At 41.6% G+C, this 23604-nt stretch carries 17 protein-coding genes; 8 read left to right on the forward strand and 9 right to left on the reverse strand.

The window, feature by feature from the left end; translation table 11 throughout:
• The first annotated feature begins 152 nt into the window (after positions 1–152).
• The 3 genes from H6G83_RS04720 to H6G83_RS04730 all read left to right on the forward strand — a co-directional run bounded on the left by H6G83_RS04720 (position 153) and on the right by H6G83_RS04730 (position 4931).
• Positions 153–1523, forward strand: coding sequence for an FAD-binding oxidoreductase (locus tag H6G83_RS04720; protein ID WP_190467733.1), 1371 nt, complete (start codon positions 153–155; stop codon positions 1521–1523).
• Positions 1524–1746: 223 nt separating this feature from the next.
• Positions 1747–2793: an RNA 3'-terminal phosphate cyclase gene (gene rtcA, locus H6G83_RS04725; protein WP_190467736.1), complete on the forward strand. Its 1047-nt coding sequence runs from the start codon at positions 1747–1749 to the stop codon at positions 2791–2793.
• A 362-nt stretch (positions 2794–3155) separates the two neighbouring features.
• On the forward strand, positions 3156–4931 hold the full coding sequence (locus H6G83_RS04730; RefSeq protein ID WP_190467739.1) for an ABC transporter ATP-binding protein: 1776 nt from the start codon (positions 3156–3158) through the stop codon (positions 4929–4931).
• Between the two features lie 436 nt (positions 4932–5367).
• Here the strand turns inward: H6G83_RS04730 and H6G83_RS04735 are convergent, their stop codons facing one another.
• From H6G83_RS04735 to H6G83_RS04745, 3 genes are all read right to left on the reverse strand, one after another.
• Entirely contained in the window at positions 5368–5559 is a 192-nt protein-coding gene (locus tag H6G83_RS04735; RefSeq protein ID WP_190467742.1) for a hypothetical protein, read from the reverse strand.
• 503 nt (positions 5560–6062) lie between these two features.
• Positions 6063–6974: a DUF1338 domain-containing protein gene (locus tag H6G83_RS04740; RefSeq protein ID WP_190468135.1), complete on the reverse strand. Its 912-nt coding sequence runs from the start codon at positions 6972–6974 to the stop codon at positions 6063–6065.
• A 98-nt stretch (positions 6975–7072) separates the two neighbouring features.
• The gene (locus H6G83_RS04745; RefSeq protein WP_190467745.1) at positions 7073–8365 is read right to left on the reverse strand and encodes an acetyl ornithine aminotransferase family protein; all 1293 of its coding nucleotides are present in this window, start codon (positions 8363–8365) and stop codon (positions 7073–7075) included.
• Positions 8366–8895: 530 nt separating this feature from the next.
• Between H6G83_RS04745 and H6G83_RS04750 the strand changes: the two genes are divergently transcribed.
• Complete coding sequence (locus H6G83_RS04750) at positions 8896–10257, forward strand: hypothetical protein (RefSeq protein ID WP_190467748.1); 1362 nt, start codon at positions 8896–8898, stop codon at positions 10255–10257.
• Positions 10258–10924: 667 nt separating this feature from the next.
• Here H6G83_RS04750 and H6G83_RS04755 read toward each other — a convergent pair.
• A complete protein-coding gene (locus H6G83_RS04755; RefSeq protein WP_190467751.1) occupies positions 10925–11641 on the reverse strand; it encodes an ROK family protein in 717 nt (238 codons plus the stop codon).
• A 191-nt stretch (positions 11642–11832) separates the two neighbouring features.
• Between H6G83_RS04755 and H6G83_RS04760 the strand changes: the two genes are divergently transcribed.
• The 3 genes from H6G83_RS04760 (at position 11833) to H6G83_RS04770 (ending at position 14639) form a co-directional block, all read left to right on the forward strand.
• The gene (locus tag H6G83_RS04760) at positions 11833–12669 is read left to right on the forward strand and encodes a TIGR02452 family protein (RefSeq protein WP_190467753.1); all 837 of its coding nucleotides are present in this window, start codon (positions 11833–11835) and stop codon (positions 12667–12669) included.
• 318 nt (positions 12670–12987) lie between these two features.
• Positions 12988–13788 (forward strand): creatininase family protein, encoded by an 801-nt coding sequence (locus H6G83_RS04765; RefSeq protein WP_190467757.1) that lies wholly within the window; start codon positions 12988–12990, stop codon positions 13786–13788.
• 347 nt (positions 13789–14135) lie between these two features.
• Positions 14136–14639 carry a 2TM domain-containing protein gene (locus H6G83_RS04770; protein WP_190467761.1) on the forward strand — a complete coding sequence of 168 codons (504 nt, stop codon included), beginning with the start codon at positions 14136–14138 and terminating at the stop codon, positions 14637–14639.
• Between the two features lie 314 nt (positions 14640–14953).
• Here H6G83_RS04770 and H6G83_RS04775 read toward each other — a convergent pair whose 3' ends face one another.
• The 4 genes from H6G83_RS04775 to H6G83_RS04785 form a co-directional block, all read right to left on the reverse strand.
• Positions 14954–16849 (reverse strand): WG repeat-containing protein, encoded by a 1896-nt coding sequence (locus tag H6G83_RS04775; protein ID WP_242044421.1) that lies wholly within the window; start codon positions 16847–16849, stop codon positions 14954–14956.
• A gap of 3 nt (positions 16850–16852) precedes the next feature.
• Positions 16853–17641, reverse strand: coding sequence for an S-layer homology domain-containing protein (locus H6G83_RS35145; protein ID WP_242044423.1), 789 nt, complete (start codon positions 17639–17641; stop codon positions 16853–16855).
• 509 nt (positions 17642–18150) lie between these two features.
• Entirely contained in the window at positions 18151–20397 is a 2247-nt protein-coding gene (locus H6G83_RS04780; RefSeq protein WP_199328326.1) for a multicopper oxidase family protein, read from the reverse strand.
• 658 nt (positions 20398–21055) lie between these two features.
• Entirely contained in the window at positions 21056–21244 is a 189-nt protein-coding gene (locus H6G83_RS04785; protein WP_190467764.1) for a hypothetical protein, read from the reverse strand.
• Between the two features lie 332 nt (positions 21245–21576).
• Between H6G83_RS04785 and H6G83_RS04790 the strand changes: the two genes are divergently transcribed.
• Positions 21577–22107 carry an outer membrane beta-barrel protein gene (locus H6G83_RS04790; protein WP_190467768.1) on the forward strand — a complete coding sequence of 177 codons (531 nt, stop codon included), beginning with the start codon at positions 21577–21579 and terminating at the stop codon, positions 22105–22107.
• Positions 22108–22431: 324 nt separating this feature from the next.
• On the opposite strand, the gene H6G83_RS04795 is transcribed toward H6G83_RS04790, so the two are convergent.
• The gene (locus H6G83_RS04795) at positions 22432–23037 is read right to left on the reverse strand and encodes a DUF4360 domain-containing protein (RefSeq protein ID WP_190467772.1); all 606 of its coding nucleotides are present in this window, start codon (positions 23035–23037) and stop codon (positions 22432–22434) included.
• Between the last annotated feature and the right edge of the window lie 567 nt (positions 23038–23604).

Below are 23604 nucleotides of genomic sequence, written 5' to 3' on the forward strand. Positions count from 1 at the left end.
TTGGCTAACGATCGCAATCCAACTGTTTAAACCCGAATCTTTGCTCATGACCTGCTTTGTGTCACGACGATTTATCTTAACATCTGATTCTTCAAAAAACCTGCCCTTGAAAGCTATCCCCTATCCCCTGTCCCCTATCCCCTACTTAACCCATGACAAACTTAGATACCCTCCTCCCTTCCCTAGAAGGCATCGAAACCATCACCGAACCCAACCAAGTAGCCAAATTATCCCAAGACTATCACAGCTTTAGCCCGGTGCTAGTTCCCAAATTAGCGGGTAAGGTTGGTGATATTGTAGTCCGCCCCGCCAATGAAGCGGAAGTGATAAAAGTTGCTGCTATTTGTGCCGCCCAGCGCATACCCATCACTGTGCGGGGTGCGGGTACGGGAAACTATGGGCAATGTGTACCTCTGCATGGAGGCGTAATTTTAGATACAACTAAGTTACAAGAAATCCTGTGGGTTAAACCCGGTGTGGCGAGGGTAGAAGCTGGTGTGAAGTTAGCAGCATTAGATAAGAAAGCGCGAGAAATTGGTTGGGAAATGCGGATGGCTCCTTCAACTTACCGCACAGCCACCATTGGCGGCTTTGTCGCTGGTGGTAGTGGTGGCATTGGTTCAATCCAATATGGTTTGTTAGGCGATCGCGGTAATCTGTTAGGATTGCGAGTAGTCACCTTAGAAGAAGCACCCCGAATTATTGAGTTACGTGGCGACGATGTACAGAAAGTTAACCACGCTTGGGGCCTCAACGGTATTATCACTGAAGTAGAAATACCCCTGGGGCCTGCCTATCCTTGGGCAGAAGTCATAGTCACCTTTGACGACTTCATCACCGCCGCCAAATTTGGACAAAGCCTAGCCAATGCCGATGGTATGATGAAAAAATTAGTCACCATCTTTGCATCACCAATTCCCCAATACTTCCCACCCCTACAGCCATACATCCCCGCCGGAACTCATCCAGCCTTCCTCATCCTTGCCGAACCCAGCCTAGAATTATTACCTGGGTTAGTCGAGCAATACGGCGGAAAAATCACCTACCAAAAACCAGCCAAAGAAGCAGGTAAAGGCTTAAACTTAGCAGAATTTACTTGGAATCATACCACATTACACGCCCGCAACGTCGATACCGCCATCACATATTTGCAAAGTATGTTTCCTGCTGACCAAAGCTTGCAGTTAGTAGCAGACTTATATCATTACTTTGGTGATGAAGTCATGATTCATTTAGAGTTCATTCGCGTCAACGGTGCAGTAGTACCTGCGGCTTTACAGCTTGTCCGCTACTCCACAGAAGAACGCCTCAATGAAATTATCCGTTATCATGAAGCCAAAGGAGTATTTATAGCTAATCCCCACACATATATTATTGAAGATGGCGGTAGAAAAGTTATCGACCCTGAGCAGTTAAAATTCAAAGAAATAGTAGACCCTTATGGGTTAATGAATCCAGGCAAAAGTAAAGTATTAGAGGGCATAGGGGACAGGGGACAGGGGACAGGGGACAGGCAAAGATGAGGGAGATGAGGGAGTAGGGGGAGATGAGGGAGATGAGGGAGTAGGGGGAGATGAGGGAGTAGGGGGAGAGTAACTATGGACTATTGACTATGGACTATTGACTATGGACTATTGACTATGGACTATTGACTATGGACTATTGACTATGGACTATTGACTATGGACTATTGACTATGGACTATTGACTATGGACTATTGACTAATGACTATTGACTATTGACCAATGACAATTGAAATTGATGGTTCCTACGGTGAGGGAGGTGGACAAGTTCTCCGTACTTCCCTTAGTTTAGCCGCTATCACAGGTGAACCCATACGCATTACAGGTATCCGCGCTGGACGCAAAAAGCCAGGGTTAGCCGCACAACATTTAACAGCAGTACGTGCGGCGGCGACAATTTGTCATGGTCAATTGCAGGGTGATGCTTTGGGTTCAACGATGCTGGAATTTATTCCCGGTGGTGCGGTGCAAGCTGGAACCTATAGTTTTGATGTCACGGAAGCGCAGCCAGGGGGATCGGCTGGAGCTATTACTCTAGTTTTGCAGACAATTCTCTTACCTTTAGCCTTAGCCCAGGGTGATTCTCAGATTACCCTACTAGGTGGAACTCATGTCATCTTTAGCCCGACAATGACCTACATTGAGCAAGTATATCTGCCAATGTTACGCCGCATGGGTATCACCGCCCAAGTCAAGTTGGGGGCTTGGGGCTGGTATCCCAGAGGTGGGGGGGTAGTAAATTTGCAGGTGAAGGGAGGATGTCAACTCACCGGACTCCGCTTATTGGAAAGGGGAGAGTTAAAGCGGGTGCGGGGGCTAGCAGTGGCGACAGAATTACCCGCCCATATTCCCCAACGCATGGCCAGCCGTGCTGAGAATTTGCTCCGCGCCGCCGGGTTAAGGGTATATGTGCAAGCACTGCGCGAGAAGGGTGTAGCCCCTGGTGCAGGGATTTTTTTAACTGCTGAGTATCGCAATAGTTTGACGGGATTTGGTGGCTTTGGACGTTTGCGGTTATCATCAGAAAAGGTAGCAGAGATTGCTTGCGAACAACTATTACAATTTCACCAAACTGGCGCACCAGTCGATGAACATTTGGCAGATCAATTATTATTACCTGCGGTGTTAGCTTCAGGAGAAAGTCAGTATAAAGTGGCTGAGGTGAGTACACATTTAACAACTAACGCCGCAGTTATTGAAAGGTTTGGGCTAGGAAAGATTACTGTTCATCAAGAAGAAAAGACTGTGGCGATAATTGGTAATTGGTAATTGGTCATTGGTAATTGGTCATTGGTAATTGGTCATTGGTAATGGTAGAAAACAATTATTTATTACCTATGACCTATTACCGACTAAGCCAAGCATATCGTAATTATAGCAGTAGCCACATGGATTAGGACATTGATAAATCGTAAAATCTTTATCTACAGAAGCTTTTAAAGCTGTCCCCTGTCCCCTGTTACCTGTCCCCTACTATACCTTGATTTTCATGGGTTTAATGTATTTTGGTGCTGCAAAAATGACCAAATTTAATTAATACTTATTACTTTTTGCTTATTGTGTATTACTGTTTAAGCTCTCATACTCCTATGTAAGAGATAATTTTTCAAACACATCAGGGAGAAATTCCAGTGGTTGTCAAATCAGAACCCCAGGAAACGTCAACACAAGCAATCTGGCGTGTGCTGGAGAGTTTAAGGAACTACAGATTAATTTCGCTGGGGGCTTTGATGAGTGTACTGCTATTGACAATTGCCAATGCGCTTACTCCCCAATTATTTCGCTGGGGAATAGATCAGGGTATTGTCAAGCGAGATTTACAAATAGTTATATACAGTGCTGCATGGATGGTAGTTGCCGCGATCGCTCGCGGTGTGTTTAACTTTGGTCAGAGTTATTTAGCAGAATCAGTTTCTCAAGGCGTGGCTTATGACTTACGCAACAAGATTTTCAGCAAGATTCAAAATTTGAGTTTTAGTTATCACGATCAAGCACAGACTTCACAATTATTAACCCGCGTCACCAGTGATATTGAGCAAATCCGCACTTTTATTGGTACTAGCTTGATTCAAGTCATCGGTGGAATCCTCACATTAGTAGTAATCGCTATACTTTTGCTGGTCATGAATTGGCGACTGGCTTTAATTTCCCTGACAGCAGTACCGATTACCGCTTGGTTGATGACGCGATTTGTCATACGTAACAGCAAATTCTTCCGACAAGTACAAGAACAACTTAGTAATCTTAATGCAGTCTTGCAAGAAAATCTGATTGGTATTAGGGTAGTCAAAGCCTTCGTGCGGGAATCAGTAGAAAAATCCCGTTATACCAGCCTCAATAATGAATTAGTTACGGCAAACATGAAAACAATTCTTGCTATCCGTAATACATTCCCTTTTATCTTTTTGCTGAGTAATTTGGTAACATTGGCGGTGTTTGCCTATGGAGGAGCGTTAGTTGTTAATAATAGGTTTTCCATTGGCGAATTAGTGGCGTTTAATTCCTACTTGGTGTTGATTTTCCAGCCGATTTTGCTGATTGGCTTTGCTGCACCAGCGATCGCAGGCGCAGCAGTTTCGGCAACAAGGGTTTATGAGGTGGTAGATGCTACAGTTGATATCCGAGAACGTGCTGATGCGATCGCCTTTGATACTTGTGGCGGCCGAATCACATTTGAAAATGTCTCCTTTCGTTATCCAGGCGCAACTACAGAAGCCCTAAAAGATGTATCTTTTGAAACCAAGCCCAAGGAACTAATCGCGGTTTTGGGAATGACAGGTTCGGGGAAAAGTACAATTATGAACTTGATTCCCCGCTTTTATGATGTCACTAAGGGAGCAGTCCGCATTGATGGGCGAGATGTGCGCGATTTTACCTTGAAAAGTTTGAGAAGACACATTGGCATCGTCTTTCAGGAAACTACATTATTCTCCGGTACTATTCGGGAGAATATCGCCTATGCCAAACCTGATGCACCGCTAGAACAGGTAATTGAAGTAGCCAAAACCGCCCAAATTCATGATTTTATCGCCAGTCTACCCGATGGCTATGAGACAATTGTGGGTGAGCGTGGCGTAGGTTTATCTGGTGGACAAAAGCAAAGAGTAGCGATCGCCCGGACTTTACTCACCGATTACAGTATTCTGATTTTGGATGACAGTACCTCAGCCGTAGATGCCAAAACTGCTACCGAAATTCAAGCCGCATTAGATGAGATGATGCGCCGCAAAGCTTGTGTAACTTTTGTTGTAGCTCAACGTATTACCACAGTCAAAAATGCCGACCGAATTTTGCTCATAGATAAAGGACAATTAGTAGCCCAAGGTACTCATGAGGAACTAATGCAAACCAGCCCCCTCTATGGAGCGATTTTAGAATCTCAAGTCAAGAGGGCAGTTAACAGTTGACAGTTGACAGGGATTAAAGGCTTTTTCCTTTTCCCCTTCCCCTTTCCCCTTCCCCTTCCCCCTTCCCCCTTCTTTCAAGGGCAGGTTTTTTACACTTCGACCCAAAAACACTGATTTTAGGGTGTAGGGGTATAAGGGTGTAGGGGTGTAGGGGTAGATGAAAGTCTGATAATTTACTGAATCTTATAGTCCTCACTGATTACTTTATGAAAAACCTGCCCTTAAGAGTACTCCCCCACTCCCCCAAAACGATGGGGGTGAAAAATTTTCTTCACCCCCATGTAATAGGCTTGTCAGTTGATGTTAAATTTGTTTATAATGCTCTAACCGAATTTTTATTAACTTCTAAGTGCGATCGCTAGACTGAAACACAAAAGTTCACGATTAGTTGTGCTGTTCGCAAAACGAATTACTAGAGCGATCGCCGTAAATAGTTCTATTCTTCTTGGTTAGTTGCTGCTAAACGTTGTTCTTTTAGATGTTGTAATTGTTCTAACAAAGAGTCCACTTCTGCTTGCAAGTTCATCAACTTAACTTGCTGATCATCTTGGTAGTATGACTTATTCAAGTGCTGTGTCCAGGTAGTCTGGCACTCGCGTTCAGAAATAGTAGAGGTAGCAGTAGCCATTGTGATTAATTTCCCCAACTCAACTCACACCTTGGTAAATAATATAATAAAGCAACTTTAAGCTTTGTTAAATAATTGTATATTTTTCATCATATAGTTTAATAGGTCAGGGTTTGTAGTATAAGTGACGGCGATGATTCCTTTATGTTCCCTGGTAGTATTGCGTGAATTCCACAATCTTGAGGATATTTGAGAAAAACAGTAGAGGAAAATTGCGATCGCCTACCGTAGGCGGTCTGTGATGGATACTTAGCGGATATCATATTCGTTTAACAGTGAACAGTTGTAGGGGCGGGTTCATTGAGTAATTCATGGTAAAAACAGATAAGTTCGTTAAACCCGCCCGTACTTCAATATGAAAGTGAAACACCACAGCAGGTGGAAGGCGTATTTTAGCGCTTCTTTATCCGCCTACTATACGCTTGATACCTGATAACTGATAACTGATAACTGATACCTGATAACTGATAACTGATAACTGATACCTGATTTAAACACTCTCCTTATTTAGATAAACGAGTCATTTCAAATAATTGTTGAGCATTATTTCCTAAAAAAGCATCAAATAATTCCTGCTTTCCTGGCGCTATTTCTACTGGATATCGTTGAGCAATTTCATAATAGGCATAAGTCCAAGGAACTTGAATTTCCTCACCAGTAAAATCATCTATAACTGTCACCATTTCTTTCACCGCTTGCGTTGCTGTCTGACGCAAACCACAAGCAATATCACCTTCAATTTCTGCTTTCATAGGTACGCCTAAATTCGCCAAACCAAGAGCAGTATCATCTATATTTGCATATTCTGGAGTTTGATGGCGATTAACGTAACCTGTAAAATGGTTGACAGCATAGCCATGTAACAACACCCAAGCGCCATATTGACTAGCTTGATTAACTTCTTCCACAACAGAACGGCGAGGAGTTAACCAAGGACGGGTGAAAACTTTTTGCAGTCTTTGGACTATAATTTCATCGTTGTCTGCTGGAGAGAAATTAGTAAGAGGATAGGTAAAGTTTTGAGGAATTGTCGATACTGTTTGAGAGATGAGTTCGATAATCTGATTTGGCAATTCATCTACTATTAACTCGCTGATAAATAACTTGGGTAAATCAAACTCTGCTTGTTGGGGATGGCGATAATGACGCGCATACAGATGAGTTTGGGGAAAATGGTATTCTCCCGCCGGAACATAACCCAAAGCATCAGCTATTTGGGAAAGATAGTCGATTCCTAAACTTATCTTACCTTGTGGACGGTCAAGTGACATACGCAGCGATCGCAACGCGATATGGTCATTAGCCACAGTCCCACCCGCCGCCATAATCATTTGTTGATAAGTGCGGGCGTAAGTCACCCTGGCGCTATACTCTTGCCAGAGTAGTGAAAAAAGATTAAGTGCAATTTTGTTCATAGTCATTAGTCATTAGTCATTAGTCATTAGTCCATAGTCCATAGTCCAAAGGCTTATCCTTTCCCCTTTCCCCTTTCCCCCTTATCCTTTCCCCTTTCCTAAACAATTTCTGCGAGAATATCCAAGGCTGTTTGAATTTGTTCGCCCTTAATAACTAAGGGGGGACAGAAACGAATGGCGGCTTTACCGCAACCTAGTAATAACAAGCCCCGGTGGAAGGCTGCTTGAATGATGCGATCGCGCAGTTTATGATCAAAATGACCGTCTTCATCGCATAAATCTACAGCTACCATCAAGCCTTTACCTCTGGGTAAGGACATTCTGGGAAATTGTTTATGTAATTGGGTTAAACCAGTCTGTAATAATTCGCCCATCTGGGTGGCGTTATCCATTAAGCCACTTTCTAGTAGTTGTAGAGTTGCAATTCCCGCCGCGCAAGCTACAGGGTTCCCGCCGAAGGTGGTAGCGTGGGAACCTGGAGGCCAAGTCATCAATTCAGGACGGGATAAAATCGCTCCTAAAGGTAAACCGCTAGCGATACCTTTGGCTGTGGTGATTATATCAGGTGCGACTCCCCAATGCTCAATGGCAAATAAGCGTCCGGTACGTCCCATGCCTGATTGTACTTCATCCACTACCATTAGTATGCCGTAGCGATCGCAGATATTACGTATTCTTTGTAAAAATCCATCTTCTGGGACGATGTAACCGCCTTCGCCTTGGATGGGTTCAACGACAATGGCGGCGACTTCGTGAGGCGGTATAACTGTGTTAAATAAATTATTTTCTAAATAATCTAGGCTGGCGTGAGTACCATAGGGGATGTGTGTCACCCCTGGAACTAACGGCCCGAAGTTCGCACGCTGTACGGTTTTGGAACCAGTGAGGGACATTGCGCCGTAGGTGCGTCCGTGGAATGCGCCTAAAAAAGCGATGATGAGCGATCGCTTGGTGTAATATCGAGCTAGTTTAATTGCTCCTTCGTTAGACTCTGCACCGGAATTAGTAAAGAAGACTTTCGCACCGTGAACGAAGGGGGCGCGACTGGCTAAATTTTCCGCTAATTCCACCATTGGTTCATAATAAAAATCCGTCCCCGACATATGTAATAGCCTTGTGGACTGTTCCTGAACCGCTTTGACTACTTGTGGATGGGCGTGTCCGGTGGCGGTAACGGCGATACCTGCGGTCATATCGAGAAAAACATTCCCGTCCACATCTTCCACCATACAGCCTTGACCACGGGCGACAACCAAGGGATAGTCACGGGTATAAGAGGGGGATGTAACGGCGCGATCGCGTTCTACAATTGCTTTAGCTTTAGGCCCTGGTAAGGCTGTCAGCAAACGCGGTGACAGAGGTAAATCCTGATTAATAGAGATACTTAACATTTTATTTTTTAGGTATTTTGCTATGAGGTTAATTAAACTACCAAGTGTAATTGCTAACAGTAGCTTTTGATTCTATTTGGTATAACTTACTAATTGCTTGACCGACAAGAATATGTGATGGCGATCGTGAGAAAATACAAATAACTTTTCATGAATCTGGAGAGATATTCCTGACGAATCTAAATTTTCCTGTAATTACTGAGTATTTATATTTGCTAGTAGATATCATCTCAACCAAGACTAAAGAATACAAATGAAAGTTTAGTCACGAGTATGCAGGTTATAATGCAATCTTAGGCTGATCTCCCTATAGATGGAAGAGGTTTAATGCCCTGTCAGATGCTTTAACAGTGACCAGTGAACAGTGAACAGTTATCAGTTAAATACTTGGGGTAAACACCACAACAATTGGTGGAAGGCGTTGGTGCGCTATGACACCACACCATCAGCCGCCAGAACTGATAACTGATAACTGATAACTGATTTAAAACTGCATCAGCAAATTAGTATGGTGAATTAGTTAACGATTTATGAGTATCCTGTTCAGCCCGAAAATTAGACTCTTACTAGGTATTGCCACGTTATCATTTGTCGGTATAGCTAGTAGTAGTATCTATAATAATTACTCTCAAGCTAAACAGCTAGAGCAAAAACCCCAGGATGATAAAAATTTAAGTTTCCCTCAGCAAGTAACAGCTAATACATTCCAAACATCCACTTCTCAAGCTGCTACTTATAACGCCCCCCTAAGTGCTAATCTTTGGCAAAAAACAGGAACTACTCAGCCTGAAATCTCTTCCCCAAATAGAAATCAGCATCAACCTAACTCAAATCCTCAATTAGCCACAACCTCTATCACCTATCCTATTATTGATGAGTGGAGAAAATATAAATTTAGTGTCAATGGTGATCAAATCTTAGCTCCATCACAGCTACCAACTGCTAAAGTTAATGTCAATCAATCAGATTTATTAACTGTTCTTGTGAATACAAGGCAATACTTCCAAGAACACGCTTCAGACGACCCAGATATTTTACGTCCTGGCTTGCTGAGTACGCAAAAAGTCACCACAGCAGATATTCTCAAAACGCTGGATTTCATGATTACAGTCCTCAGAGAGGATATAGCCAAGAATCGCATTACTCGATTACAAAATCCCAATTTTATCAACCAAAACTTTCGAGTTATTAAATGGACAGCGTATAACCCAGAAAATCAAGTCCAAAAGCAATTGAGAATCACTAAATATGCTGTATTTACACATCCAGGTGCTAAAAAGCGTACCGCAACTTTCAACACACCAATCTATAGTTTAAAAGACAACAATATTGCCGATAAATTCTATACCAGATATACAAAACAAGATGTATTATCTGGTATCTATGAGCCTGGAGGTAAAGAATTTGGTAAAGTTGAACCTCTAGCTTATTTAACCCGCAATGGTTTAGAAGAAGCTTTAATGCAAGGTACAATCCTGATAAATTTTACCGATGGTAGTAGAGCATTTTTTAATGTGGATAGAAATAATGGAATGTCTTATATCCGAGGCGTAAAGCCAACAGCACAAAAGCGTTATTGGTATTTTCGCCAAGTTGATGCAATTAAAGGCTATGGACATAAGATTGATGCCAAAATATCTATTAAACCAGGGGTGACATTTGCTGGCGATGTTTTAAATATTGGTTTAGGTAGAATAGTTTTGTTAGAACATACACAAGGTGGGCGTAAGCAATTACAAATGGGAGTAATTGCAGATACAGGCGGTGCATTTCTACCCAACTTATATCAACTTGATTTTTTATCAGGGATTTTTCCTAATCAAAACTCTTTTAGGCAATATATCAGGCAATTACCTGAGTATGCCACAGCATACTTTTTAGTGAAAAAGTAGTAGATTGGGTATTATTGACTCTGTGACTCTGTGGTTAATAAATTATTTTTTACCACAGAGGCACGAAGAACACAGAGAGAGAAACAAAAATTTGATGCGAAAAATTAAAGTTTCTATATTAACAGTGAATAGTTAGAAATGATTTATAAAGTAAACCTTAAATTGTAGTGGCGTGGCAAGCCTAAACTTGTGCATTAGCGAAAAATCTATCATCTTGTTCATCTGCGTTCATCTGCGTTCATCTGCGTTCAAATTTATCCAAACCTATTGCCACATTTTAGCCTTGCCAGTCCAGTAGGGTGCGTTAAAGCAGCGCTTAACGCACCTTATTTGCTGGTGCGTTACGGCTAATTCCTAGTTTCGCCAATGCTCAAATCCTTACATAGCCGTAACACACCCTACTGGCGTGGCAAGACTAAACTTGTGCAATAAAATTACTCTTTTATCTCTGTGTCTCTGTGCCTCTGTGGTTAATTAATGCAACATTTTAGCCTTGCCAGTCCACTACTTAATATTTACTATATTAACAGTGAATAGTTAAGTAGGTAGACATGATTAAATATAAAATGAGTTGTTGTTCGTAGTCAGCGATTTATCGCTCTATTGCTGGGTTTGAAAGGACTAAAGTCCTTACTACAAACTTATATTTAATTAGCCTCCTGCCATATTACCTTTTATCGTCTCGCCACAAAGCAATACCACCCAATAAGCCAGTAATATTAGGAATGAGTTTGACATTTAAAGGTAGCTGAAAATTTACCTTGACTGCTTCACCACCACCGATATATAAATAATCATAATTGAATAGTCGTTGCAAAGATGCGATCGCCTTTTCTAAACGACGGTTCCATCTCTTTTGACCAATTCTATCTAACGCCGCCCTTCCTAGTTGTTCTTCGTAAGTTTCCCGCTTGCGAAACTGATGATGTCCCATTTCCATATTCGGCACTAGTTTACCATCTACAAACAACGCCGAACCAAAACCCGTTCCCAAAGTAATCACCAACTCCACACCCTTACCTTTAATCGCACCAAAGCCTTGCATATCAGCATCATTAATCACCCGTACAGGTTTATTTAAGCGTTGCGATAGTGCCGTTTCTAAATCAAACCCTATCCAATCTGAATGTAAGTTTACCGCCGTTTCCGTGACTCCACCACGCACTACGCCAGGAAAACCCACAGAAACTCGATGAAATTCACCTTGTGCAGCAGCTAGCACTATAATTGCATTGATGACAACCTCTGGCGTTGCAGGTTGGGGTGTATCAACACGCGCCCTTTCTGTCACAGGATTTCCTGTAATATCCAAAACTAAGGCTTTGACACCACTACCACCAATATCAACTGATAAAGTGCGAATTGAACCGTTATCTTCAACCATTGAGAATTTACCTTTTAGGGACTGGGGAATAGAAATAAATAGTACAGACCAGTAAATAATATATGAAGCTGCTTAGGAAAGGGTTTTTCAAAGAAAATTATCAGAGAAAACACATATACACTTGATATTCTTGTATTATATGTAATATATAGCAAAAAGCCATATTAGCCAGAAGCCCAAAAACGACACCCATGAGACGAATTGCGATCGCCGAAAACACCCTAAAAATTCTTAACATGGGTAGCTACATTTGTGCTGATGGCAATCAAGTATATATCAGCCACGAATTAGAACAATGTTTGTATTCAACAAAGTGCTACAGCCCTGAAAATTTGGCAAAGATTGAAACTGAGGTGCAAAATAGCCTTCCACGTTTTTCAGAAACTGAATTTGCTCTCAGGAATGAGACAACCTTAATGGGAGCCGAACGCACAGCCAAGAGCGGGAAATTTCAACAAGTTGGTGTTTTGAATTTTGCTTCTGCGAAAAACCCAGGAGGGGGATTTCTCAAAGGAGCGCAGGCTCAGGAAGAAAGTTTAGCCAGAAGTTCAGCACTTTACAAAAGCCAGTTGAAATGTCCTGAGTATTATGATTTTCATCGCCATGAGCGATCGCTTTTGTACTCAGATTGGATGATTTATTCTCCGAGTTGTCCAGTCTTCAAAAACGATGATGGTGAATTATTAGCACAGCCCTATGTTGTAGATTTTATCACCAGTCCAGCACCAAATGCTGGCATGATTCAGAAAAATCAACCGCACCTCAGCGCCAAAATACCTGAAGTGCTTATAAGCCGGACATCAAAACTTTTGAGTTTAGCCGCAAACCAGGGCTGCGATGCTTTAATTTTAGGCGCTTGGGGATGTGGAGTCTTTAAAAATGACCCAGCGATAGTTGCCCAAATCTTTGCAGATTTCTTATTACCAGGTGGTCAGTTTTGGGGCAGATTTAAAAGTGTAATTTTTTCTGTACTTGATAACAGCAAACAACAAACTATTTTTACAGAGTTCGACAATAGATTCTCTTGAGAAACTGCTGGAATTTTCAATAAACATTATTTTACCAACTCTTTTAACTAGACCGGAATAAATAAATCAAGGTTTGTAGTCAGGACTTTAGTCCTTTTTTGCGGACTAAAGTCCTGACTACGAACTCAATTTTCTAGGACTTACGCAAGTGTCATAATCAAATTAACTCTAGAGTGCGTCAGCCCCAATATGTCGTACACATTCTGTGGATTTTCCACATCTGACGCACCCTACTTTTGTGCCAGTTGCGTAAGTCCTGTTGAAATAAAATTCATATAGTATTGTAATCATACCCAGTCCCCAATACCCAATCCCCAAATGCACAATTTCATTCCCCCAGAACGATTTTTTCCCTACCTCACCTGGAGAGAAATTGAGGAAATGCCAAATAAGGAGAATGTCGTTATCATCCAGCCAGTAGGCGCAATTGAACAACATGGCCCCCATTTACCATTAATTGTTGATGCGGCTATTGGTGTGGGGGTGTTGGGGAAAGCTTTATCGAAGTTGGATACTAACATTCCCGCTTACGCCTTACCCACTCTTTATTATGGTAAATCTAATGAACACTGGCATTTTCCAGGGACGATTACCTTAAGTACGGAAACGCTGACAGCAATAATAATGGAAGTGGGAGAAAGCATTTACCGTGCAGGGTTTAGAAAGTTAGTGTTAATGAACTCCCACGGGGGACAACCCCAAGTCATGCAAATGGCGGCGCGAGATTTGCACGTAAAATATGCTGACTTTGCAGTGTTTCCCTTATTTACTTGGCGTGTACCCCATATAACTAAAGAATTGTTAACACCAAAGGAAGCTACACAGGGAATGCACGCTGGAGATGCGGAAACTAGTATCATGCTGGCGATTTTGCCAGATCAGGTAAAACTAGACAAAGCTGTGGCAGAATATCCTCCAGAGCAACCCACAGGTAGTCTTTTAAGTTGGGAAGGTAAATTACCCGTGGCTTGGGTAACAAAAGATATTAGTAAGAGTGGTGTAATTGGTGATGCAACGACTGCAACTAAAGAAAAAGGCGATCGCATTTTAGAATCTGTCTCTGATGGTTGGGTAGAAGTCATCAAGGAAATCTACGCCTTTCGTCAGCCAGGGGAGTAGGGACTGGGGACTGGGGGGAGATGAGGGAGTGGGGGGAGATGAGGGAGATGGGGAGTGGGGGGAGATGAGGGAGATGAGGGAGATGGGGGAGTGAAAATAAGTTTGAACTGTTGACTAAGGACTATTGACTATTGACTATTGACTATTGACTATTGACTATTGACTATTGACTATTGACTATTGACTATTGACTAATGACTAAAGACTAAATTTGCTATTGTAGAGTTGTGCAGTAGCTATAATCTAGTCAAACTGTATCATAGTTGACAACTGACAACCGACTAAACTGTTTCACAGTTGACGGGCGACAAATTGCTAACACACATTAATATTAAGAGATAGCGGTTATGACGGCATTTGAACCTAATAGTCTCAGTTCTTATAGCCAAGAAGATGTACAGCGCATTTTACAACTGGCGATCGCCCGACAAGCTGACGAACAAGATAAAGAGTTTAGTTATGAGCAATTGTTAGAAATTGCTACTGAGTTGCAAATATCACCAGATAATCTGAAGTTAGCAGAAATAGATTGGCGATCGCAACACAATGAATTGCGGCAACGGCAAGCCTTTAATGCCTACCGCATGACAAAATTTAAAAAGCGCGTTGGTAATTATGCCATTGTAAACGGCTTCCTACTATTGATAGATTTTGTCGGTGGTGGCACTGTAACTTGGTCTTTATACTTTCTGCTATTCTGCGGTTTAGTACTAGGGCTGGATGTGTGGAATACATTCCCAACTAAAGGCGAAGATTATGAAAAAGCCTTTCAAAGATGGAATCGCAAACATCAAATTAAACAAACTATCAATTCTTTCGTAAGTAAGTGGTTTAAAGCCATACAAATTTAACTAAAAGCTAGGTCAATCATATTTTGCACCAAGGCGTTTATCGGCGGTTAATTATTTATGACTTTGAACTTTTGCCAGAGGACTAATGTAGAGACGTTGCCTGCAACGTCTCTACTGGCGTGGCAAGGCTAAAATGTGGCATTATTTTTTTCTTGTGGGATGGGCATCTTGCCCGTCCGGTGCGGGCAGGATGCCCACACCACAAGAGTTATATTTATGCAATATTTTAGCATTGCCATTCCAGTAGGGTGGGCATTGCCCACCATTGACTTCCACAAGGGAAGTGCAAGAGCTAATCACGTTTCCAACATCCTCTAAGGTTTGCGGATATATCCCCATTTACCACCTGTAAAATCTACTTTTCCCTGTTGGGTATCTTGTTTAACTTCTCCCCCAACATTAACTAATGCTACCCCTTCAACAAAAGGTTGAGCAAAATCGAAATTTGTGGGAATAATAAACTGAGCAAACTGATTAATATATCCCCATTTATTGCCTAATTTAGCAGGAGCTAAACCTTCAGAAAAATTGCCAGCATCATCAAACATCGGTTCTATGATAAACTTCCCAGTCTGATCTATATAACCGAATTTATTGCCAAGTTTAACAAATGCTAAACCTTCAGAAAAATTGCCAGCATCATCAAACATCAACTGAATATTAATTTTTCCTTCCCTATCAATATATCCCCATTTATTAGCCACCTTGACGGCTGCTAAATTCTCCGCGAATAATTTTGTAGCTTCAAATTGAGGTGAAATTGGCATGATGCCTTGCGGATTAATATATCCCCATTTACCAGCTATATTCACAGATGCCATCCCGGAAGAGAAAGATGTCGCATCATCAAATTCCCACGATGATATAAACTTACCACTTTTATCGATATAGCGATATTTATTTTTAAATTTTACCAGAGCTATTCCTTCAGAAAAAGGTTCAGCACTGTCAAATTCCATCCGGTCTGTAATCAGTTTACCTGTGTTATCGATATAACTCCATTTATAACCCATTTTCACGGCTGCCATCCCTTGATAAAATGGACTAGCCCAATCATATTTAACCTTGAGTTTAATTTCCTGTGATGTATTTATGTAAGTATAATCTCCATTTACTCGCCGATGAGTAAAAGTATTCTTTTTAATGTCTTTCTGGTCAAATTTCCCGGCAGATTGAGAGTAAACGCTAGATTTGAGAACATTAGCTAAGGCATTATTATTGTCTCGTAAACCTTCATAGAAAAAGAGAATTTCCCCTTGCAGACCAACAGAACGATTATATTTTAATGCCTGAATTAAATGTTCTGGACTAATTGTATATGTACCAGATTTCAACAGAACGCCTGGAATGAGTTGAGGTAATTGTTCTTTGCTAAATTGTTGACTCAAAAGCCTGTCTATATCCCTCTGATAAAAATTAAATTCTCGTTGATATAACTGGGGATGAATTAAATCTACTAATCCCAAATCAATCCAAGTTTGCGAATCTTGTAGGTAGTTTTGATAAGACCAAGGATAGGGGCTGGGGGACATGGAAATAATTAAGTCAGGATTGATGCTAATTATTTCCCGATAAAACCGGTTGAGAAAATCTGAAAGAATGTCAGCCCGCCATTGTAACCATAGTGGATCTTGAAAATTTTCTGGTGGTTTTTGATTAAATTTTTGAGAATAGCGGGCGATAGTTTTTTGATCATAACCCCCTTCACTGGGTAAAGCCGGAAAGCGATCGTCACCTTGAATACCAGCTATTTCATAGTTTTTCACAACTTCCACAAACAGACTTAATAAAAAGTCTTGCACTTCGCTATCTAAAGCATTTAACCAATCAAAACCATTTTTATTTAATAAATTACCAGCCGCATCCCGCGCCGCCCATTCTGGTTTTTTCTCAATAATTGCGCCACCTTTTCTTTGAAAAGAACTAGCAAAGCCATATTCAAACCAAGGGATAACCGCTAAATTGACTCGTTTGGCTTCGCTAATTATTTCAGCTAAAGGATCTCTACCTTGAAATCGCGGATTTATGGCTACTCCAAAATTATTCTGCATCACTCGACTCGGATAAGTAGTCAAGCCGTTATTCCAGACAACAGGAAACACAACATTGAACCCAGTTTCGGCGAGAAAGTTCATCGCCTCAGCAATGTTTCGTCTAGAGTTAAACACTTGGCTAGCTGTGGTAGTCAGCCAAATACCGCGAATTTCCATAATTTAAATTGAGGGTGACTGTTGCATATTTTGTTTGACTAAAGCTAATCCCTCTGCAAAAGGATATGCTTCATTTAACTGTGGTGATATGACAAATTTTCCGGTTTTATCGATATAACCCCATTGGTTATCTTTTTTTACCCTTGCCAATCCTTCAGAAAAATAATCAACTGCTTCAAATTGTGGCGAAATCTGGAATAATTCCATACCGGAAATATACTGAATTGGTACAGTAGGAATTTTGAGAATGCGACAAATAAAGGCTGCAACCTCACCTCTAGTAACGTTTTGATTGGGTTGCAAGCGTTTAATATTTGGATAATTAACGACAATTTCCTTTTCGGTGGCGGCTGCGATCGCCTTCACTGCATAATTAGGTATCTGTTGCCAATCATCATAATATTTTTTGATAGTATTCATTGGCTCGATTGTTGGCTGATAATTCAAACCAGAGGCTAAAGCTGTTAAAGTTTGCACACGCGAGATTGGTTCATTTGGTTGAAATAAACCATTGGGATATCCAGATAGAAACTTTGTTTGATATGCTGCTGCTATTGCCTTAGCCGCCCAATGATTAACCGGAACATCTTTAAAGCTAATTGCTGGACGGGCTAATGGTTGTTGTCCAAAAGCTGTGTAAATAATTGCCGCAAATTCAGCACGAGTAACCGATGCAGCAGGGCGAAAAGTGCCGTCAGGATAACCTCTTAAGATTTTTTGCCCAGCCGCAGCAATGATAGATGTTTTTGCCCAATGATTTTGGATATCTGCAAAATTGGCATTGCTAAACATAGATGTCCTAAATTTTATCAGTTAGATTACAGTTTATTCCCTATTGCATGAGTATGATTTAAATCATGCTGATAAGTGGCTACTGGCTCACACAAGACATTTATTTCATCCATGAATGCAGACTGATTGATGATGTTTATATTATTTTGCACGGGAGTCATAGCAGGTGTTACCTTGGCAAGTACCCCGCTACTAAGTTTATTTTTGGACATCACAGGGTATTAGCTGATGAGAGTGCCAATTCTGGAAAGACCGCAAAAGTACAGATAGGGAATGCGGAAAAACCGACAGTGGTACAAGTGCAAAAAAAAGACATCTCCAGAAATTAGACTTTTACCTAGACAGTATCTAGATTGGAGATTCTTCTGTAAAGATGTCTGTTAAATTAAGTAGCAAATACTACTAATGTAGATGTTGCTGGAAAAACTCAATGATTGGGTAGACTTTCTGGAGAAACTCACAGCAATTCACGAAGACAATCTACACATAATCGGCTGTGAAACCACCATTTAATGGCAAGTGTGACTGTTTCTGCCCGCACCAATTGGCAGAACAATATTGACATTTTGCATCATACCTTGGTCTTCATGGTCGAGGATATGACAATGCAACACAAATTCGCCGATATAACGCTGGTAACGGGTGCGTAGGACAATTGTATAAAGCCCTTTTTCTGGCTGTCTTTTGTCACCTTGGGGAAATGGAAGTAAGGTTTTTATCCAGAGGGTGTCTTTCCAGACACCGCTCAACCCTTGATATTCTGGATCTGCGTTGCATCCATCTATAGGTTTCTTGTCTTTATCAAAGCAGCCTGCGTCGTCAACCACATTTGGCAAACTGACATCCTTACCATTCGGGTCGAGAATTTTAACAATCTGGAAAGGGTTGACATGGATGTGGAACGGATGGCCAGCGAAGTACGACTGCAAAGTCCATTCATCGACATCACCTAGCGTCAGCACCCGGTCGATACGATGAGGATCGTAAGGCTTGGGTTGAAAATGACCACCTATACCGTTGCTGACCTCGAACTCGGTGGCTGAGGGAGAGGTTGTGTCAATGAAGAAAGCCAGTTCCTGCATCCCAGTGACCTCTTCATCTTTGATGTCAGGATGGGGAGTGAAGGAAGAGAGTTTCAGCCCATCTTTGAGATCGGACACAACCTTGTCCTGAACCTCCTGCGGCATGGTGCGTTTGGCGGCAGCAACAAGTTGCGTCTTGAGATAATCGGGAATATCAGACACTTGCTCTCCGGGGCGGACATGAACTATACCCAACAGTCCGCGGCCCTCTGCCTTCCGGGTAACGCTTCCCGCACCTGAGACAGGGGCATCGATCACGCAGTAAAGACCTGGTTCGGGGAAAACCACCAGCGCATCACTACGGTAGCCTGGCTGTAAGGTCGTCGATTTGGTTTTCCTTGCCTGGGATCTGGTCAGTCCGTCATCAGCTATGACGTGGTATGGCAAGGTCTTGCCTGTACATTCATTTTCGATATAGGTGTTAATCTTACTGATATAACTTTCCTGACCTTGAGGTTTCAATCTTTGGAGAATTTTCCGCAGGACGACCTTCGGATCGTCCTCTGAAAAATCTGAGTCTTGCAAACCCTGGTCTCGCAACTTGCGAAACTCCAAAGTGATAGTGTCGCGCAGACCCCCATGAATCATCCGCCACCGCTCAATACTGCCGGAATTGCTCAAGAAGGAGGGTATAATCTCCCCATTGATGCTGGTGTAACGCCCGGAATCTCTCCAATTACTTGGACCAAAATTGTTGTAGGATTCAATGACACCTGTGTCATTGTCGTCGCACTGCCAGAGGTTTTTGGAATTGGGACAGTAATATTGGATTTGCTGTAGCACCAAGATGCGCTCTGTTATGGGCTGTCCGTCTTCTTTTTCCAACAAGGTGTCGATGTCGCCGTTTTTGTTTGGGGTAGGCAAGCGATCGCCGCGTACAATCAAAGCACCAACCATACCGCTTGATACTTGGAGCGCAGTTGAACCATGTCGATGGGGGTGATACCAAAAAGTGCCGGACGGATGGTCAACCGGGATGTTGTATTCATATTGAAAATTGACACCAGGATTGATGGACTCCAGCACGTTGTCGCTGTTACCAGTAGGACTAATCCATAAACCGTGGGAATGCAAATTTGTGCCGTTGAAGCAATGGGGTTTATTGATATCGTGTTCTGAATCTGTGCAACTAGGATCGATCTTAAGTTTATTGTTCAGGCTAATACGAACAGTGTCACCTGGTTTGACCTCAATGGTTGGGGCTACATAGGTTGGGGTCACATCAGGACTCTTCTTTTTGGCGTTGGGGTCAACATAGCTACGCAAACGCACTTTGTCATAAACCAATTCTAGAGACTCTGGATCTGTTGGATTTACTCTTAGTTTTGCTGGATTCAAGAGCTTGCCGACAGTATAGTCAACATCAAGATCGAACTGTTTCTCTACATTGGTTTCTTTCGCCGCTAGTGGTTCATCTGAGGGTGTACTAGCTGGGGTGACTTTCTTGCGAAATCCCAACGATGGGGGATTTTTGACAAAGCCTTGTGATGGTTTGGAAATCTCCGGGGGGCTTTCTGCTGGTTGTGGATTTTCCACGACGCTTTCTGCTGGTGCTGCTTGTACAGATTGCACTGGGAACATCATCAAGACCGATATCAAAGCTGCGAAAGCAAGCATTTTCCAGGCTGGAATTAAACCCGGATCATGACATTTGTACTCAAATTTTTTGAACATTTATTAATCCTTAACTAGATTGAATCAGGCTGTGGGCAAGTGTGTCTTGAAAGCCTCCAACTAGCACGACGGTGCAAAGTGCAAAACATCGCAGAAATACATTTCACTTAATGCGGTGAAAGCCTCACTGGATAGGAGTTTTTTCATGTGTTTCTGGAAAGCTTTGAGTAATGTAAATTAGTTACCCTAGTGAGGCTGCGATCACTCTAGTCATTACCCAAATCATCGTTGAAAACCCTACTATTCCCTCAGATGACAAAAATTTTCTAAATCACAATTTCAGCAAATGGAAAACTTTTGTAATTTGACAAAATAATCACAGTTTCAGCCGGAGTTCTGAGGCTGAAGATTATGATTGCTTGCAATCTACTTTTAACCCACCCACAAAGCTCTTTCCTTGAAAACCAAACTATACGCTGAAAAATATCCTACTCAGTAGTTGCTTGTTTTCAACATTGTGAAAACAAGCAACTATCAAGGTTCATAGGTTATGCAAAGCATATCTCTTAAGATAGATGCGTGTCAACTGTTTTTGGTATATGTATAAACATTATTATTTTTTACAATATTTTGTGTTTTCAACTCAAATCTGCTGTTTTACCGATAAATTGAGAAGTTAACCAGCAAATTTAGCCAATAATCTGTGAAAGATGCAATCTCATCCATTAACATCGGATTGTTGATTGATGTTGTAGGCGATCGTTGTCCATGAAGAAAAGATGAAACGCCTGCGCTTGGCTGGGAGTATGGATGTGGGGTAGGGTGCGTCAGATGAGGAAAATCCTTGAATGTGTACGAAATTATTGGGGCTGACGCACCCTACAGTTAGTTTGATTATGACTATCACCTGTCACCTATCACCTGTCACCTGTGTTTCTTGAGGTAGGCGAAAACTATAACGCGGATTGAATTGTTTGGATTTTGATTCAATTCAAATTGTTGACCTTACATCCAAAAGCCAACGCAATAAAAGTTTGCAGTCAGCCAGCCTGCCATTCTATATAAATGAGTAGAATTTGAGAGTTTATGTTGATAAACCTCAATAGTTTACATTACCAACAGGGTGAGTCAAAAATCACCCTATCAGGTGATCTAAATGTATGAGTTCACATTGGGTAAAAAAAGAGATTCTAGTAATAGAAAACCAAGATAAAACATAACCCCGGTGGGGAGAAGAATATGAAATTTGCCAAAATTGCTGCCTCTACATTTGCTGTTGCTGCCGTAGTTTTCAGCGCTGGAGTTGCTTCTGCTCAAACTACAGAAAACATTCAGACAAACGGTCTGACAGGTAGTTATGTTGGTGCAGGTATTAGTGCTGGAGTTACTAATGGCGGAAGACAAAATGATGCTGCAACATTCGGTGGAAATGTTCAAGGGCGCTACGCCATCACCAATACACCTGTCTCTATTCGTGGTGCAGCTTTGTTTGGTGGAGACTCAACAGCAATTATGCCTATCTTGACCTATGACGCACCTATTGCTAAAAACACTAACCTCTATCTAGGTGGTGGTTACTCTTTCCAAACAGATGAAGGCAAAGCTAGCCAATTAGGCAACCAGAATGCACCTGTAGTTACCCTTGGGGCTGAATCTGAAGTTGCGAAAAACATCGTCATCTATGGTGATGCTAAGTGGGGTATTGATGCTTACCGCAATAGTAATGCCGATGCGGTGAGCTTGCAAACTGGTGTCGGCTACCGCTTCTAATTAGAGAAATAGGTAATTAAGAAGGGGCGTACAACCAGTTGTACGCCCCTTCTTATGTATAGCAGAGGACTCTTAACAGGCAATCAATCGCTGCTTTTTCTAAGGATTTTATGATAGGACTTACGCAAGTGTCATAATCAAACTAACTGTAGGGTGCGTCAGCCCCAATAATTTCGTACATATTCAAAGATTTTTCTCATCTGACGCACCCTACCCCAAGTGTCAGTTGCGTAAGTCCTGTATGATTTATCCATATCCTAACCTATGTGGCTACTGCTATATCTTCAAAGCGAAGAGTTTGTTAACTCCTCGCTTTGAAATGACCTATCGGCACTGGCGATATTTGATGTGGTAAACCAAACCACGGTGGGAAAGGTCAAAAGAGTCAACAGTAGCCATCCCTTGACCACTAGCAGTCATCGCTGCATTGACCCGCATATTTACGCTGTCACCACAGCGTGACCAGACATCAGCCACAGTTGCTAATTCGTCTCGGACGTTGTAGTCTGTTTCACCTCTAAATGTTCTAGAAAAAACAGGGCCACGCTGACCTGCAAAGAAGTATTCTGCTCTGAGTCTGCCAGTTGTAGAGGGAGCTACATAGCCTCGATAATCAGCATCGTAGAGGGAGATTTGAAAGCCTTGAGGAACCTTAATAGGAATGCTCATGTTACAGCTTTTACGCCTTTCTGCTGCCTTATTTCCCTCAGCTACAAACTTATCAAATAGAATAGTTAGCTCTTGCCCATCAGGACTGACGCTAACGCTAGCAGATCCATCAGGACAACCATTACCGCCATATTCTGCGCCTAAGATTTGAACTTTATCGCTAGCAAGGGCGGGGCCTACTGAAGCTGTAATTAATGTGGCAGCAGCTAGAAACGCTGGAACAAAATTAATAGATGTTTTTTTGAAGTTTTGCTTAGTCATTACGCACCTGACTTTAGTGTATTTAACACTATTAGATTCAAATCCCTTGCAGAGAGTTCCAGAAAAATGGACTAAAATAATTTATATAAATCATATTTTCTTTGGGAACCAAAATTGTATTATATATATCTGATTTAATTAAATTAAAATCTTGTTACATTTTCAGCTTTTAAATCATCATGTATCCATAGATTAAGTTTGCTGTCAATATATTAATTGCAGATTTTTTAAGTTCACAAATTATTAAAGTTTAGTGTAAATACCCGTTACACAAAGGCTCACAGCAGAAAATGACACCTTAAAATCATCATAAAAAGCTGATGTTTGTTGAGGTGAATATATTTGCTTACTAAAATCAAGTCAATCAGATTTAACTGAATGGCTCAGAAAATAAGCTCAATTAAAATCAGTAACTTAAGGCGGAAAGATGTATAAATTATAATGATAGTAGATAAATGAGTAAAATTTTACTATCACCAAATCAGATAGTTAACTGCCTAAAATGAGCAATATTGTGGTGAAATAATTGTGATTTGTTACCTTTAGGTTTTTGGTTAAGTATTAAAG

This window comes from Anabaena azotica FACHB-119, assembly GCF_014697625.1.
GTDB classification, from domain to species: Bacteria; Cyanobacteriota; Cyanobacteriia; order Cyanobacteriales; family Nostocaceae; genus Trichormus; species Trichormus azoticus_A.

What these genes read in the sequence shown, in the direction of transcription:
- H6G83_RS04720 (WP_190467733.1), top strand. Translation starts at nt 153, where the DNA reads ATGACAAACTTAGATACCCTCCTCCCTTCCCTAGAAGGCATCGAAACC.
- rtcA (WP_190467736.1), top strand. Translation starts at nt 1,747, where the DNA reads ATGACAATTGAAATTGATGGTTCCTACGGTGAGGGAGGTGGACAAGTT.
- H6G83_RS04735 (WP_190467742.1), bottom strand. Translation starts at nt 5,559, where the DNA reads ATGGCTACTGCTACCTCTACTATTTCTGAACGCGAGTGCCAGACTACC.
- H6G83_RS04740 (WP_190468135.1), bottom strand. Translation starts at nt 6,974, where the DNA reads ATGAACAAAATTGCACTTAATCTTTTTTCACTACTCTGGCAAGAGTAT.
- H6G83_RS04745 (WP_190467745.1), bottom strand. Translation starts at nt 8,365, where the DNA reads ATGTTAAGTATCTCTATTAATCAGGATTTACCTCTGTCACCGCGTTTG.
- H6G83_RS04750 (WP_190467748.1), top strand. Translation starts at nt 8,896, where the DNA reads ATGAGTATCCTGTTCAGCCCGAAAATTAGACTCTTACTAGGTATTGCC.
- H6G83_RS04755 (WP_190467751.1), bottom strand. Translation starts at nt 11,641, where the DNA reads ATGGTTGAAGATAACGGTTCAATTCGCACTTTATCAGTTGATATTGGT.
- H6G83_RS04760 (WP_190467753.1), top strand. Translation starts at nt 11,833, where the DNA reads ATGAGACGAATTGCGATCGCCGAAAACACCCTAAAAATTCTTAACATG.
- H6G83_RS04765 (WP_190467757.1), top strand. Translation starts at nt 12,988, where the DNA reads ATGCACAATTTCATTCCCCCAGAACGATTTTTTCCCTACCTCACCTGG.
- H6G83_RS04770 (WP_190467761.1), top strand. Translation starts at nt 14,136, where the DNA reads ATGACGGCATTTGAACCTAATAGTCTCAGTTCTTATAGCCAAGAAGAT.
- H6G83_RS04775 (WP_242044421.1), bottom strand. Translation starts at nt 16,849, where the DNA reads ATGGAAATTCGCGGTATTTGGCTGACTACCACAGCTAGCCAAGTGTTT.
- H6G83_RS35145 (WP_242044423.1), bottom strand. Translation starts at nt 17,641, where the DNA reads ATGTTTAGCAATGCCAATTTTGCAGATATCCAAAATCATTGGGCAAAA.
- H6G83_RS04780 (WP_199328326.1), bottom strand. Translation starts at nt 20,397, where the DNA reads ATGTTCAAAAAATTTGAGTACAAATGTCATGATCCGGGTTTAATTCCA.
- H6G83_RS04790 (WP_190467768.1), top strand. Translation starts at nt 21,577, where the DNA reads ATGAAATTTGCCAAAATTGCTGCCTCTACATTTGCTGTTGCTGCCGTA.
- H6G83_RS04795 (WP_190467772.1), bottom strand. Translation starts at nt 23,037, where the DNA reads ATGACTAAGCAAAACTTCAAAAAAACATCTATTAATTTTGTTCCAGCG.